This window comes from Pandoraea sp. NE5 (assembly GCF_024363545.1).
Taxonomy (GTDB): Bacteria; Pseudomonadota; Gammaproteobacteria; order Burkholderiales; family Burkholderiaceae; genus Pandoraea; species Pandoraea cepalis.
The window spans coordinates 844,351-858,246 of the sequence record NZ_AP025517.1 but is presented as its reverse complement, the minus strand read 5'-3'; the positions used below and the strand labels follow the sequence as shown (position 1 = coordinate 858,246).

Genomic DNA, 13,896 nt, shown 5'->3' with positions numbered 1-13,896 from the left:
GGGTATGACTGCCGGGTGACTACCGATCGTCATGTTGCATGGCGTCGGTAGCCTTACGGGAGGCGATCGGCCCCGAACCGATCGCCTCCCCCAGCGTGATCAGTCCGGGCAGCATGACCGCCCATCCCGCGCCAATCAGGGCGAGCGCTCGCCAGATGTCGATGAACTGCACGGCCCCCAAAGCCGCGCCCGCGCGAAACGACAGTGGACCGCCCACCGCGCCAAGCATGGCGCACAGAAGCCGGCGACGGCGCAGCGACGCGAAGACGGGATTGATCTGCAACGCGAAGAGGGCCCATAGCCCGGCCATCCAATACGGCGCGAATCCGGGGACAAGCACGCCGTTCGGGTAGGCGATCCAGCCGGTGCGATAAACGCAGGACTCCCATCCGAAACCCAGCACTGTGACGACGACGAGAAACCCCGCTTCGCGAAGCGGTCGCCGGTCCAGACACAGATGACCCGCCGCCATGGCGGCCACGAGCGCGACGCCTATCCATCCGTCTCCCTTGGCGGCGCTGAGCACGCACGTGAACCACCCAACCTGGCCGAGTACGACGTAGACCAGGCCGAGGCAACCTCCCGGGTGCGGTGGGTTACACCGTCGCGATACCACGGCCGGTCACGGGCTTTCGCCCAACAGGTGTCTGCGAAGCGAAGGCGCCCGCGTGTTCGGGTCGAGCCAGATGCCGAAGAATGCCCGCGCGAACGCCATGTCGGGAACGTCGGCCTTCAGTGTCCCGTTCGTATAGAACCGTGCGCCACGCCCAGGCAGATAGACGCCACATAGCTCGTCTCCGCGTGACACGTCGCCGAACGCACGCTGCATGTCCTCGCGCCACGCATTGAGCGTGTCGTTCGCGATCGGACGCGGGGCCAGCCGCTGCATCTCGTCGATGCCGGTCGAGACCATGCGCTCTCCGCTGACGCTGCGTTCGTACTTGAGGACGAGCGCGAAGGGCGTGTCGGCCGAGACGGGCGTGTGCGGTGACCAAAGCTCAGCCTTATAGAGACAGAAGCCCAGCACGCAAAACTCACCTGCGCCAACGCGGTGGGCTGTTGTCAATACATCGCGGCATCCCGACCAGGCGGATGACGTTGCCAGCGTGCCGACCAAACACACGATCACGCTTGTCAGACGACTCGCTTTCATTCGCTTTTCCCCGGCGTGGCGAAGCCCGGCTGACCGAGTTGCTCGGGAAACTGGGGGACGCGCCGGAAGCGCGTGGTGTCGTAACCCATGGCGGCGAAGCGGGACAGCAGTGCGCGGTAGGTCGCGTCGTCCATCGTCGGCTCGCGGGAAAAGATCCAGCCCAACGATTTGTCGGGATAGGCCAGCAGCGTGTACCGATAATCCGGATCGACATACACAGTAAGCTGCGAGACATAGATGGGCCAGAACAGGCGAACACGCCACTCCCCGCCACCGCTGCCCGGGACCACACTATCGAGGAACTGGTAATGACGCTCGGGTTGGTCGAACCCATCCTTGCGACCATAGAAGTGATCGTCGATCTTGCCGTCGTCGCGCAACTTCCACTCGGCGCGGCTGCCGACGAAGTCGCGTTCGGCGAAATAGGGGATGTTGGCGATCACATACCACTTGCCCATGTATCGCGGCAGGTCGACCGGCACCGTGTGAAGCGGAACGTCCGCGCGAGGGTTGGGGTTGGGCGGCGCGCCCGTACAACCCGCCAGCAGCACGCTCGCACCGGCGAACACGGCCACCGCAACGTGGCGCGTTCGTTTGACGCCTTCGTGGCTGCGCCATCGAGAAAGCCACGCGGCATACAGCGCGAGATTCAGTCCGACGAATGCAATGGCGGCGGCAGGCATGATGCAAGCTCCGTAGCGGGTTCAAGACGCGTGTCACGGGTATACGGACGTCGCGATCCCTCGGATGCAGCGGAAACAAAAAAACCGCCGATTTCCGCTCGGACGTGCATCCGGGCGATCGCCATTCCCGTACTGACGAAGGCAAGCCCGGGGGGCATTGGCCTTCCCCGGCCTCTATTCGACAGGAAGGGAACATGACGAATGTCTCGCTCGGCGGCATGCTGGCCCTGGTGCTCACCAGCGTCGCACTGTGTGCGTGCAGTCCCGTCACGCTAGTGAATGCGCTCACGCCGCGGACCACGTATCGTGACGTCACGAATATCGCTTATGGCACGTCGGAGCGACAGCGACTCGACGTCTATGTGCCAACACACCCCGACGCGGGGGCGAGCGGCATGCCGGTGGTCGTGTTCTTCTACGGCGGGAGTTGGCAGAACGGCCAACGTGAAGACTACCGCTTTGTGGGCGAGGCGCTCGCCTCGCGCGGCTTCCTGGTGGTCGTGCCCGACTATCGAACCTATCCCGAGGTGACCTTCCCGGGCTTCATGGACGACGCCGCGATCGCGGTGCGCTGGGCGAGCGAGCGTGCGCGAGCGTATGGCGGCGACCCCGACCGCCTGTTTCTCATGGGCCATTCGGCGGGCGCGCAAATGGTCGCGTTACTGGCAACCGATGCCCGCTACCTGCACGCCAATGGCATGCGCGAGTGCGATATCGCGGGCGTCATCGGTCTGGCCGGCCCCTACGATTTCCTGCCGCTCAAGAGCGATGTGCTTCGCCGGATATTTCCCGAGCCGGTGCGACTCGCCAGTCAGCCGATTCATTTCGTGACGGGTAGGGAACCGCCCATGTGGTTGGCCGTGGGCGACGCGGACACGGTCGTCGATCCGGGCAATACGACGCGGTTTGCCCAGCGCTTGCATGGGATGAACGATGCGGTGCAAGTGCGGCACTACGACCTCGGACACGCGATGCTTCTGGGAACGCTTAGCGCACCGCTGCGAGGGTATGCGCCAGTGCTGGACGATATTGCCACCTTCGTGAATTCATTTCCGGAGCGTGCATCCGCTCACCCGGCTTGTTCGTAAGTAAGAGGGCTTCCGATTTGCGAAGCGCCATCAATGGGGTGAGAAAATGAAGACTCGTTACTCGACCGGATTTCTGCCGGTGCTTGTGGCAACCTGCTGTGTTTTCGGATCGGCGCTCAGCGCTTGCGCGGCGCCGATGGACAGCGGTGAGAAGACGGTCATGGTCGGCGGGGCAGCGATGTACCCCTCGAAGAACATCATCGAAAACGCGGTGAACTCAAAAGACCATACGACACTCGTCGCCGCCGTGAAGGCCGGCGGATTGGTCGACACCCTCTCCGGCCCCGGGCCCTTCACGGTCTTCGCGCCGACCAACGAAGCGTTCGCGGCACTGCCGGCGGGGACTGTCGATACGCTGCTCAAGCCCGAGAACAAGGCAACCCTCGACAAGGTGCTCACGTATCACGTGGTGCCGGGCCGACTCTCCGCGCAAGATCTGATGAAGGCCGTCAAAGACGCCGGCGGCAAGGCGATGTTGAAAACGGTCGAAGGCGATTCACTGACCGTGACGCAGATGGGCGGACACCTGATGGTGACGGATGACAAGGGCGGTGTGGCAAACATCGCCATCAGCAACGTCATGCAATCGAATGGGGTGATTCACGTCGTGGACAAAGTACTGATGCCCTGATGTCCTGATGCCCTGTGATGTTTCCCCGGTCGTTCGTCAGGGCATGGTGCCCAGGAGAATGACCGGGTGTCGTTGCGCTCAACTGCCGAGCGCGTCCAGCGGCACTTCCAACCCGACCTTGACGTTGCTCATCGACACGAGCGTTTTGAAGCGTTTGACATTGTTGCTCTCGAAGAACAGGGCGCGGGTGAGTTCGGTGTACTGCGCCATGTTCTGCACGACCATGATCACCACGAAGTCGCATTCGCCCGCCACGTAATAGCATTGCTGCACTTGCGGGCAGGCGAGAAAGCTGCGCCTCATCGCATCGAGCAGGTCGAGCCGCTCGTTCTCGACTTCGACCTCGGTAATGATCGTCAGCGTGTAGCCTACGCTGGCCGGATCCACCAGCGAGACGGTCTTGCGTGTCACGCCCTCGTCGGCCAGCTTTCTGAGCCGCCGATTCACCGCGGCCGATGACAGATTGATTTGCGCGCCAAGCGCATGCTGAGGCGTCGTCGCGTCTTGCTGGATCGCGGCGAGCAGGGCGATGTCGTAACTGTCCAGGCTCATGTGACGCAATAAAAATTCGAATTTTCGGCTAAAAACGGGTTAATCGTACACGCGCCCCGGAATATTATTCAGGCAGATCGATGATACTCCGCCAGCGGTGACGCGCAAAACCCGTCGCTGAAAACGCTTGCGCGAGCGGCTGTCCCATCGACATCTCCACCGAAACGACCGCATTCCCCTATGTCCGCTACGAACGCCCCCACCGTCCTTCGCCTGAACGGCGCCGTGCTGTTGCAACAGTTGCATGAGCTGGGCGAGATCGGCGCCGATCCCGTGGCGGGCGGCCGCACTCGCGTCGCGCTCACCGATGCCGAGAAAGCCGGGCGTGATCAGGTCGTCGCGTGGATGCGCGAACTCGATCTCGACGTGCGGATCGATCGCATCGGCAATATCTTTGGCACGCTGTCGTCGGCCGCGAAGGACGCGGCGGGTGAGGCGGGTGAGGTGCTGCGCCCGCTCATGATGGGTTCGCACATCGACACCGTCGTCAACGCGGGCGCGCTCGACGGATGCTATGGCGTGCTCGGTGGCCTTGCGATCGTGCGGGCATTTCGCGAAGCGGGCGTCGTGCCGTCGCGTCCGATCACGGTCGCGGCATTCACCAACGAGGAAGGCGCGCGTTTTCATCCGGACATGATGGGCTCGCTGGTTCACGCGGGGGGGGTGCCGCTGGCCGAGGCGCTCGATGCCATCGGTACCGATGGCGCGCGTCTGGGCGATGAACTCGTGCGTATCGGATACGCGGGCGAGATGATGCCGGGCACCCTCGTGCCCCACGAGTATCTTGAGCTGCACATCGAACAAGGCCCGATTCTCGAGGCGGAAGGGCGGCAGATCGGCGTCGTCGAGAATCTACAGGGCATTTCGTGGCAGCAGATCACCGTGCAGGGCAACGCCAATCATGCCGGCACCACGCCGACGCGTCTGCGCCACGATGCCGGCTATGCCGCGGCCGCCGCGGTCACCGAGCTGCGGCGCATCGCCGTCGACGCCGGCACGACGCTCGCGACCGTTGGCACGCTGCGGTTCGAGCCGGGCGTCATCAACGTGATTCCCCGCAAGGCGGTATTCACGGTCGATATGCGCGACCCGAACGAACAACGTCTGGCAGCGAGCGAAGCGCATTTTTCGGCATTCCTGACGAAGCTCGCACAAGACGAAGGCGTGCGCATTTCGGCCGAGCGCCTGGCGCGCTTCTCGCCGGTTGTCTTCGACGCCGAGTTGGCCGACGTCATTGAAGCGAGCGCCAGCGGGCTGGGCCTGTCGTCCAAGCGCATGACGTCGGGCGCGGGCCACGACGCACAGATGATCGCGCGCATCGCGCCGGCGGCGATGATCTTCGTGCCGAGCCGGGGCGGCATCAGCCACAACCCGCGCGAGCACACCGACGACGAGCAATTGGTGAACGGCGCGAAAGTGCTGCTCGATGTCGTTGCAAGGCGCCTCGGCGTACATCGATAGAACCGTTCGGACATCCCGACATCCCGAAATACCGCAATACCGGAGCCCCCCATGCTGTACGTCAATCCGCACGCCGCTCGCGCGCCATACCCGGCCGACCTCCAGGACATCATGAGCATCGCTCGTGCGCAAGAGAGCCGCGAGTGGCTGGCCCATTGGGATGGGCTGACGCGCGGGAGCACACCGCTGCGCGCGCTGCCCGATCTGGCCGCATCGCTGGGCGTTTGCAGCGTGCTCGTGAAAGACGAAGCGCTGCGCTCGGCGCTGGGCAGTTTCAAGGCCCTGGGCGCGCCGATCGCGCTCGTGCGCCTTCTGTTGCGCGAATGCGAAACACTCGGCTTCACCGCGCGAACGCTTCTGCGAGGTGAGCATCGCGACGCGCTGGCCGGTGTCACGGTCATCAGCGCGACGGACGGCAACCACGGTCGCGCGCTCGCCGCGGCAGCGCAGAGCATTGGCTGCCGCTGCGTCATCGTGCTGCACGCGCAGGTGAGCGAGGAGCGCGAACAGGCGATCGCCGCGTACGGTGCCGAGATCGTGCGCGTCGAGGGCAATTACGATGCGTCGGTGGACGCGGCGGCGGCGCTTGCCGCGCGTCACGGCTGGCATGTGGTTTCGGACACGTCTTACGAGGGTTACGAGGCCATTCCACGCGACGTCATGCAGGGTTACGGGACGGCGGCGGCCGAAGTCGATGAAGCGCTCTGCGGCGCAGACGCTCGCACGGACGCCGCCTGCCCGCTCACGCATGTCTTCCTGCAAGGGGGCGTGGGTGGACTGGCGGCGGGTATCGTGAGCTATCTTTGGGAGCGCTGGGGCGTGTGGCGTCCAACATTCGTTGTCGTGGAGCCGATGCAGGCCGATTGCCTCTATCAGAGCGCCATTGCGGGCAAGGCAGCCTCGGCGTCGGGGTCGGTCGATTCCGTAATGGCCGGGCTGGCCTGCGGCGAGACGTCGCCGCTCGCGTGGCGATTCCTGCAATCGTCGGTCGATGCGTTCATGACCGTCACCGATGCCGAGGCCGTCGAAGCCATGCGGTGCCTGGCGCGCGGCAGCGACAACGACGTGCCCTTTGTCGCGGGAGAGTCGGGGGTAGCAGGTCTGGCGGGTTTGATGCAGGCGGCCGCTACGCCTGCGCTGGCAACGGCCATCGGTCTGAACGCGGACTCACGCGTCCTGCTGATCAACACGGAAGGCGCGACAGCGCCGCGCGTTTATGCGGACCTTGTGGGCGAACCGGCGACGTCGGTGACGCGGCGCCAGCAGGCGTGGCTGGCACGCTGATGTCGTCTCCGATCAATAGCATTCACAGGAGTCAGTCATGACGCAGGACCTCTATTTTGCCAAGGCGCTGACGGGGTGGCGACACGCGTTTCACCGTCAACCGGAGACCGGTTTCGAGGAAGTCGCCACGTCGCAAACGGTGGCGACGATTCTGGCGAGTCTCGGGCTGGAGGTGCATCGCGGCATCGGCGGTACGGGGATTGTCGCGAATCTGCGGGTGGGCGACGGGCGCGGCGCGATCGGCATTCGGGCCGACATGGACGCCCTACAGATCGCCGAGCAGGCGGCGGGGCGTGACCACGCGTCGCAAGTGCCGGGCAAGATGCACGCCTGCGGGCACGACGGTCATATGTCGATGGTGCTCGGCGCGGCCAAGCTGCTGGCCGCGTCGCGCGATTTCAACGGCACGGTGCGCTTCATCTTCCAGCCCGCCGAGGAGCATGGCCGCGGCGCGAAGGCGATGATTGCGGATGGATTGCTGGAACGCTTCCCGATCGATGCGATTTACGGCGTGCACAACATGCCGGGCATCGCGGCAGGTCACTTCGCCACGCGCGTCGGCGGCATCATGGCGAGCGAAGACAACTTCGTCATCCGCATTCGCGGCAAGGGAACGCACGCGGCGCGCCCGCACATGGGCATCGACCCGCTCGTGATTGGCGCGCAGATCGTCGTGGCGCTTCAGACCGTGGTGTCGCGCAGTGTCGATCCGGGGCTGTCGGCGGTGGTGTCTTGCACGGAATTCATTACAGATGGCATTCGCAACGCCATTCCGACGAACGTCGTCATCAAGGGCGACACGCGAAGCTATTCGCCGGACGTGCAGCTACTGCTCGAGACACGCATGCGTGAGATCAGTCTGGGCGTCTGTGCGATGCATGGCGCGCATGGCGAATTCGAGTACGCACACGAGTTCGCGCCGACGATGAACTGGGCGGACAACACGACGCTCGCCGTTCGCGCGGCGCAGTCGGTGGTGGGCGAAACCCGCGTCGACGCGGACGTTACACCGATGATGGCATCGGAGGACTTCGGGGTGTTCCTGCAGCACGTGCCGGGCAACTTCGCGTTCATCGGCAACGGCAGCGGCGATGCGCTTGGCGCCATCCCGCTGCACAATGCCTGCTACGACTTCAACGACGCGATTCTGCCGCTCGGTGCGCGCTACTTCGCGCAGATCGTGCGCGACAGCCTGCCGCGTTGATCATCGCGTGGCGCCGGTCGCGTGCATTGCACGTGCAAGTCGTGCCGCGCCTTCCTCGATCGCTGATACGGCCGGCGCCGCGAACGACAACCGCAGCGAAGCCTCGTCGGCCTGTTCTGCGAAGAACGCCGTTCCCGGCACGAACAACACCTTCTCGGCGATCGCGTGCGGCAGCAGATCGCTCGTCTTCACTGCGGCGAGACGCGCCCACACGAACATGCCGCCCTGCGGCGCGTGGAACGCGATGGCATCGCCCAGCGTCGCGCGCAACGCGTCGCACATCGCGTCGGATTTGCGGCGATAGGCTTCCGTGATCCTCGGCAGATGGCGTGCCAACGCGCCGTCTGCCAGATATTCCGCCGCGACCGCTTGCGTCCACGGAACACTGCATAGATCAACCGTCTGCTTCGCGACGACGCATCGGCGCGCAATCTCCGGCGGCGCGACCGTCCAACCCACGCGCAACCCCGGGGCGACGATCTTCGACAGGCTCGAGAAGTGCACCACCCAGTCGCGCGATCCCGGCACTTCCGCCGTCAGGCCGAGCAAGGTCGGCACCGCGTCGCCCGCGAATCGCAAGTCGCCATACGGATCGTCCTCGACGATGATGAACCGGTACTCGACCGCCAGCTTCAGCAGCGCGATACGACGCTCGCGCGAGAGCGTTGCGCCGGTCGGATTGGCGAAGGTCGGCACGGTGTACAGCAGCTTCGGCACGGCGATCTTGCCCTCGTGCAGCAGCGTGCTCAGGTGCGCGACGTCCAGACCGTGTGCGTCGACGGGCACCGTCACGATCGTCGCTTGCTGCAGTCGCAATGCCTGCAGCGTCGCCGGATACGCGGGCTGCTCGGTCACCACGACATCGCCCGGCGCGATCATCACGCGCAGCAGCAGGTCCAGCCCTTGTTGCGAGCCGGTCGTCACCAGCAGCTCATCGGCGGCGCAGGACGCGCCGCGCGAGGCCATCAGCGCGAGAAGCTGCGTCTTGAGTTCGGCCAGGCCGTCGGTCGGCCCGTACTGCAGGCAGCGCGTCGGTTGCGCGAAGGCGCGGGCCTGCGCTGCGGCGAGACCGTCCACATCGAACAGGTCGCTTGCGGGATAGCCGCCCGCGAACGAAATCATGCCCGGCTCGGACAAGTATTTGAACAATTCGCGAATCGGCGAACCGGCCGGGTTGGCGAACACAGAAGTGAAGGCGTACATGGGGGCCTCGCTAAACAAAGCGTGACGGAATTCGGCTATCGGGGAGGGGCGCCGGGCGTACCTGCCGAGGGGCAGGGCACGTCCGGCGTTGACCAGATGCGTAACCCGTTGCGTGACGTCGCGCATGGGCATGGGCGACGTCGGGGCGGGTTATCGAGACTTCACTCGATCGAGAAGTCGATGCCTTGCGCGAGCGGCAGGGCGGACGAGTAGTTGACGGTGTTGGTGGCACGGCGCATATAGCCCTTCCACGCGTCCGAACCCGACTCGCGTCCGCCGCCCGTTTCCTTCTCGCCGCCGAAGGCGCCGCCGATCTCCGCGCCGCTCGGGCCGATGTTGACGTTGGCAATGCCGCAGTCGCTACCGGCCGATGACGTGAAGCGCTCGGCTTCGCGCAGATCGGTCGTGAACACGCACGACGACAGGCCGTGCGAAGCGGCATTGTTGGCGTCGATGGCTTGCGAGAAGTCGCTGTACTTGAGCACATACAGGATCGGTGCGAACGTTTCGGTGAGCACGATTTCCGTCTGCGACGGCATCTCGACGATGGCCGGCTTCACATAGAACGCGTTCTCCGCGCCTGCGACCGCGTAACGCTCGCCGCCCGTGACCTTGCCGCCTTGCGCGCGTGCCTTGTCCAGGGCGTCTTGCATGCGCTTGAAGGCACCTTCGTCGATCAGCGGGCCCATGAGCGTGCCGCGCTCCAGCGGGTTGCCGATGGCAACCTTGCCATACAGCGTCTTCAGACGCTCGACGGTCTTGTCATACACGCTCTCGTGCACGAACAGGCGGCGCAGCGTGGTGCAACGCTGACCGGCCGTACCCACCGCCGAGAACAGGATGCCGCGCGGGGCGAGTTCCATGTCGGCGCTGCCGGTCACGATGCCCGCGTTGTTGCCACCGAGTTCCAGGATCGAGCGGCCAAAGCGGCGCGCGACTTCCACGCCGACCTTGCGGCCCATTTCCGTGCTGCCCGTCGCACTCACGATGGCCGAGCGCGGATCGGCGACGAGTGCCTCGCCCACGTCGCGACCGCCGATGATGAGCGCGGTCAGGCCTTCCGGCGCGTCGCCGAATTCGGCGATGACTTCTTCCATCAAACGATTGACGGCCAGTGCGGTCAGCGGCGTCTTCTCAGAGGGCTTCCACACCACGGCGTTCCCGCACACGAGCGCGAGCGCCGCGTTCCAGGCCCATACGGCCACCGGGAAATTGAAGGCGGAGATGACCGTGCACACGCCCATCGGGTGCCACGTCTCGGCCATGCGGTGGCCCGGACGCTCCGACGCGATGGTCAGGCCGTACAACTGACGCGACAGGCCGACGGCGAAGTCGCAGATGTCGATCATTTCCTGCACTTCGCCCAACCCTTCTTGCAGGATCTTGCCGGCTTCGAGCGTGACGAGCGCGCCCAGCGCCTGCTTGCGCTCGCGCAGCTTTTCGCCGAGCAGACGCACCAGTTCGCCGCGACGCGGTGCGGGCACGTTGCGCCATGCGGTGAACGCGGTCTGCGCGCGGGCGAGGGTGGCTTGGGCGTCGGCGACCGAGGCGCTGGCCACGCGGCCGATCAATGCGCCGTCGATGGGTGAGTGCACCGCGATGTCGCCCGCTTCGGCCAGTTTGGCAATGCCCAGTTCGTTGAGGATGGAAGTTGCGTTCACGTGGATACCCCTATGGAATTCAGTGTTGGCCGACGGTGCTGTTCACCGGTGTCGGCAGATTGAGGTGCAGCATCGAGGCACGGACATATTGTGCGCCGGACGCCACGAGCCCTCCATTACTTGGCGTTGGCCGTCATCTTGAAAATACCCTGCGCATTGCCCGCGTCGAAGCGCAGGTCGATCTTCCAGCAACGCTTCTCGGTGTCGTACGCGCGATGCCTCGTGATGAATTCGTAGAACGACCCCGGCACGTCGCGCGTCACGATTTCGCCGTCCTTGCCGCGGAACTCGCGACGCACGGTGTCGGCACGATAGGCCGTCTGGAACACGCGACCCGAGCGCGAACGCTCGACGTCGGGCTTCATCGGGCGGCCCTTGGCCTTCTCGGCGTCGGACAACGCGAACACGTTTTCGACACGGTCGGTCGCATGATTGAACGCATTGCCTTCGGTCGCGATCCAGGCCATTTCAGCGGATTCCGCCAACAGCAGTTCGTAATCGGCTTCGCTCGGAATGTCGTGCTGACGGGCAAACGCACCAACGATCACCGGCAGCAGCGCTTGTGCGCTTTCGAGCGGCAGCGTGCCGTCGCGCTCCAGTTCCCAAAGCTGACCGGCGGCCGCAGGCGTGAGCGGATCCTTCGACGTGCCGACCACACGCGACACGGCTTGCTGGAACGTCTCGGAGAAACGCTCCGGATGCAGCTCGCTCACGAAGAACTGCGAAATCTCTTCAGGGGCGTCTTCGTGTGCATAGGCTCGACCCGTCATGCCGAGACGGTCGAGCGGATAGCGACCGTTCAGACGGAAGCCCAGCGGGCGCAAAATGCGCGTGAAGGCCGCTTCGCCCGGCGGCAGCGCGCCGTTACCGGCCCAGCGTACGGTGCGCAGCGCGCCGTGATCGAAGTAGACGCTGCCACCGCCCGCAATCGCTTCTTCAGTGTAGGTGCGTCCATTCGGCGAACGCGCCAGCAGCCCTTCGAAAAGGGCCATGTTCATGGCCTGCGCGAGTTCGGCTCTCGTCACGCATCCCGGCTCGGCATCCGCCAGGATCGACGGCGAATTGAGTGTCGCGAAGAGCGCGTCGGTACGCGCTTGCCCGATCAGGGGAACCAGCAGGGACTGCACATTGGCATTGCGCATCGGATTATCTCAAGGGGGAACGCCGTCTCAGGCGGCATCGCAGGGTGTCAGGGCATGGCAGGGAGCGCCTTACCCCATGCCATCTTGCATTGACAGCATTATTGGAAGGGATGCCTCACTCGTAAAGCGAGATAAAATTGCCACTTGATGCGTTCTTGGAATCAATATGCGCAAATTCAAGACCCCGGGCACGGCGGCGCTGCTGGCATTCGAGGCCGCGGCCCGACACGAAAGCTTTACGCACGCGGCGCGCGAGCTGTTTCTGACGGAAAGTGCCGTGTCACGTCAGATCGCCACGCTGGAGGCGCAACTGGGGGTGCGTCTGTTCGTTCGCGCCAAGCAGCGCGTGGTGCTCACCCGCGCCGGACGCCTGTACGGCATGCAAGTGCGCCGCACGTTGGAACAACTTGATCGAGACACGCTCTCGATCATGGCGCACGGCAGCGGGGGCGGGTATTTGGAACTGGCGGTGCTGCCGACGTTCGCGTCCGAGTGGTTGATTCCGAGAATGAAGGATTTCGACGAGCGCCACCCCGAGGTTCGGGTGAACATGGGGGTGCACACCGACCTGTTCACGTTCGACGAGACGCACTTCGAAGCGGCCATCCATTTCGGGCAGCCAACCTGGCCGGGCACCTCGTCGGATTATCTGTTCGGTGAGGAAGTTGTGCCGGTGTGCCGACCGTCGCTGCTCAAAGGGCCGGTTCGCACGGCCGCCGATCTGCTCGAGTATCCGCTGCTGCACTCGACGACACGCCCCAGTGCTTGGACCCAATGGTTTGCGGAGCAACGCATCGAGGACCATCGGGCGCTCCAGGGGGTGCGCTATGAGCTGCACACGATGCTCATCGCGGGCGCGGCCGCCGGGCTCGGCGTCGCGCTGGTGCCGAAATTCTTCGTCGAGGGACAATTGGCCACCTTTGGCCTGACAATTCCGGTCGACGTGAAGAGCGTGGCGGAGTCGGCCTACTACCTCGTCTATCCGACGGAACTCACGCATGGGCAACCACTCAGCGTGTTCCGGGAGTGGCTGTTGACACAGGCCAGCGCCTATCGCCCGGACGCGCCCGTCTGACGCGGCTCAGCGTCCGGTGTAACGGCCCGGCCGGTGCCAGGCGACCACCATGGCGCTCATGGCGAGCGCGGACAGTGCCGACCAGGCAACGCGTCCCGCGGGGATCGTGGTGAGCGAGGCGAGCAGAATCGTCGTGTCGATGCACGCCTGGGTAATGCCCGCGTTGATGCCGCGCTCGCGTTGCAGCCACAGCGTGACGATGCCTGTGCCGCCCACGCCGGCCCCGTGACGCGCGAGCGCCAGAATTCCCATGCCGCACAGCGTGCCGCCGACGAATGCGGCGAACAGCGGATTGACGAAGGCGACGTTGAAGGTCTGCGGCATGGCCGCGAGGGCAAAGGTGATGCCGACGCTCGCGACGGTGGACTTGAGCGCGAAGCGCGGGCCCATCGTGACGTACGCAAAAAGGAAGAACGGAATGTTCACCAGCGTGAAGATGGTGCCCACCGGGAGGGGAAAGACGTAGGACGCGAGCAGTGCAATGCCGGCCACGCCGCCGGTGACCAACCCGGCTGCCTTGAGCAGCACGAGCCCGACCACCACGAATGCCATGCCGATGACCATCGCATAGATGTCTTCGAGCACGGAGTGCGGAACGCCGATTGTGTCGGCTGCCGCGAGGGCGCTGCGGGGGCTGCCCGCCATGGCGCCTGGATTCTGTTCCATGATCTGCAAGTCAAATACAACAAGACGGCGCGCCCGACTCTCCTGGTGTCGTGGCGCGCCGCCGATGATTTCCCGCATCGCTGTCTCGGGCGA

The 13,896-nt window shown here is 64.9% G+C and carries 14 protein-coding genes; 6 read left to right on the top strand and 8 right to left on the bottom strand.

The features are described from left to right. Positions 1 to 19: 19 nt before the first annotated feature. From PanNE5_RS03965 to PanNE5_RS03955, 3 genes are all read right to left on the bottom strand, one after another. Positions 20 to 526 (bottom strand): DUF2878 domain-containing protein, encoded by a 507-nt coding sequence (locus PanNE5_RS03965; protein WP_232424541.1) that lies wholly within the window; start codon positions 524 to 526, stop codon positions 20 to 22. A 96-nt stretch (positions 527 to 622) separates the two neighbouring features. Then, positions 623 to 1,153, bottom strand: coding sequence for a chalcone isomerase family protein (locus PanNE5_RS03960; protein WP_261939275.1), 531 nt, complete (start codon positions 1,151 to 1,153; stop codon positions 623 to 625). Next, positions 1,150 to 1,836: a lipocalin family protein gene (locus PanNE5_RS03955; protein ID WP_017232599.1), complete on the bottom strand. Its 687-nt coding sequence runs from the start codon at positions 1,834 to 1,836 to the stop codon at positions 1,150 to 1,152. The genes PanNE5_RS03960 and PanNE5_RS03955 overlap by 4 nt, the downstream gene beginning before the upstream one ends. A gap of 194 nt (positions 1,837 to 2,030) precedes the next feature. Here PanNE5_RS03955 and PanNE5_RS03950 point away from each other — a divergent pair, with 194 nt between their 5' ends. Both PanNE5_RS03950 and PanNE5_RS03945 read left to right on the top strand, forming a co-directional pair. Further along, positions 2,031 to 2,924 (top strand): alpha/beta hydrolase, encoded by an 894-nt coding sequence (locus tag PanNE5_RS03950; protein ID WP_261939274.1) that lies wholly within the window; start codon positions 2,031 to 2,033, stop codon positions 2,922 to 2,924. A gap of 46 nt (positions 2,925 to 2,970) precedes the next feature. Beyond that, on the top strand, positions 2,971 to 3,555 hold the full coding sequence (locus PanNE5_RS03945) for a fasciclin domain-containing protein (RefSeq protein WP_150551731.1): 585 nt from the start codon (positions 2,971 to 2,973) through the stop codon (positions 3,553 to 3,555). Positions 3,556 to 3,633: 78 nt separating this feature from the next. On the opposite strand, the gene PanNE5_RS03940 is transcribed toward PanNE5_RS03945, so the two are convergent. Continuing rightward, positions 3,634 to 4,107, bottom strand: coding sequence for an Lrp/AsnC family transcriptional regulator (locus PanNE5_RS03940; protein ID WP_017232596.1), 474 nt, complete (start codon positions 4,105 to 4,107; stop codon positions 3,634 to 3,636). A gap of 180 nt (positions 4,108 to 4,287) precedes the next feature. Here PanNE5_RS03940 and PanNE5_RS03935 point away from each other — a divergent pair, with 180 nt between their 5' ends. Genes PanNE5_RS03935 through PanNE5_RS03925 form a run of 3 tightly spaced genes read left to right on the top strand, consistent with a single transcriptional unit; the run spans position 4,288 to position 8,056 of the window. Further along, positions 4,288 to 5,568, top strand: a complete 1,281-nt coding sequence (locus PanNE5_RS03935) for a Zn-dependent hydrolase (protein WP_261939273.1) — start codon at positions 4,288 to 4,290, stop codon at positions 5,566 to 5,568. Between the two features lie 51 nt (positions 5,569 to 5,619). After that, a complete protein-coding gene (locus PanNE5_RS03930; protein WP_261939272.1) occupies positions 5,620 to 6,852 on the top strand; it encodes a diaminopropionate ammonia-lyase in 1,233 nt (410 codons plus the stop codon). A 37-nt stretch (positions 6,853 to 6,889) separates the two neighbouring features. Continuing rightward, positions 6,890 to 8,056, top strand: a complete 1,167-nt coding sequence (locus tag PanNE5_RS03925; RefSeq protein WP_261939271.1) for a M20 aminoacylase family protein — start codon at positions 6,890 to 6,892, stop codon at positions 8,054 to 8,056. Here PanNE5_RS03925 and PanNE5_RS03920 read toward each other — a convergent pair whose 3' ends face one another. The 3 genes from PanNE5_RS03920 to PanNE5_RS03910 form a co-directional block, all read right to left on the bottom strand. After that, entirely contained in the window at positions 8,057 to 9,259 is a 1,203-nt protein-coding gene (locus PanNE5_RS03920) for a PLP-dependent aminotransferase family protein (protein WP_261939270.1), read from the bottom strand. A 161-nt stretch (positions 9,260 to 9,420) separates the two neighbouring features. Next, positions 9,421 to 10,920, bottom strand: coding sequence for an aldehyde dehydrogenase family protein (locus PanNE5_RS03915; RefSeq protein WP_017232591.1), 1,500 nt, complete (start codon positions 10,918 to 10,920; stop codon positions 9,421 to 9,423). 116 nt (positions 10,921 to 11,036) lie between these two features. Continuing rightward, positions 11,037 to 12,062 carry a DUF1338 domain-containing protein gene (locus PanNE5_RS03910; RefSeq protein WP_261939269.1) on the bottom strand — a complete coding sequence of 342 codons (1,026 nt, stop codon included), beginning with the start codon at positions 12,060 to 12,062 and terminating at the stop codon, positions 11,037 to 11,039. Positions 12,063 to 12,228: 166 nt separating this feature from the next. Between PanNE5_RS03910 and PanNE5_RS03905 the strand changes: the two genes are divergently transcribed. After that, entirely contained in the window at positions 12,229 to 13,137 is a 909-nt protein-coding gene (locus PanNE5_RS03905) for a LysR family transcriptional regulator (protein ID WP_261939268.1), read from the top strand. Positions 13,138 to 13,143: 6 nt separating this feature from the next. Here PanNE5_RS03905 and PanNE5_RS03900 read toward each other — a convergent pair whose 3' ends face one another. Further along, a complete protein-coding gene (locus PanNE5_RS03900) occupies positions 13,144 to 13,803 on the bottom strand; it encodes a YitT family protein (RefSeq protein WP_130024818.1) in 660 nt (219 codons plus the stop codon). Positions 13,804 to 13,896: the final 93 nt, after the last annotated feature.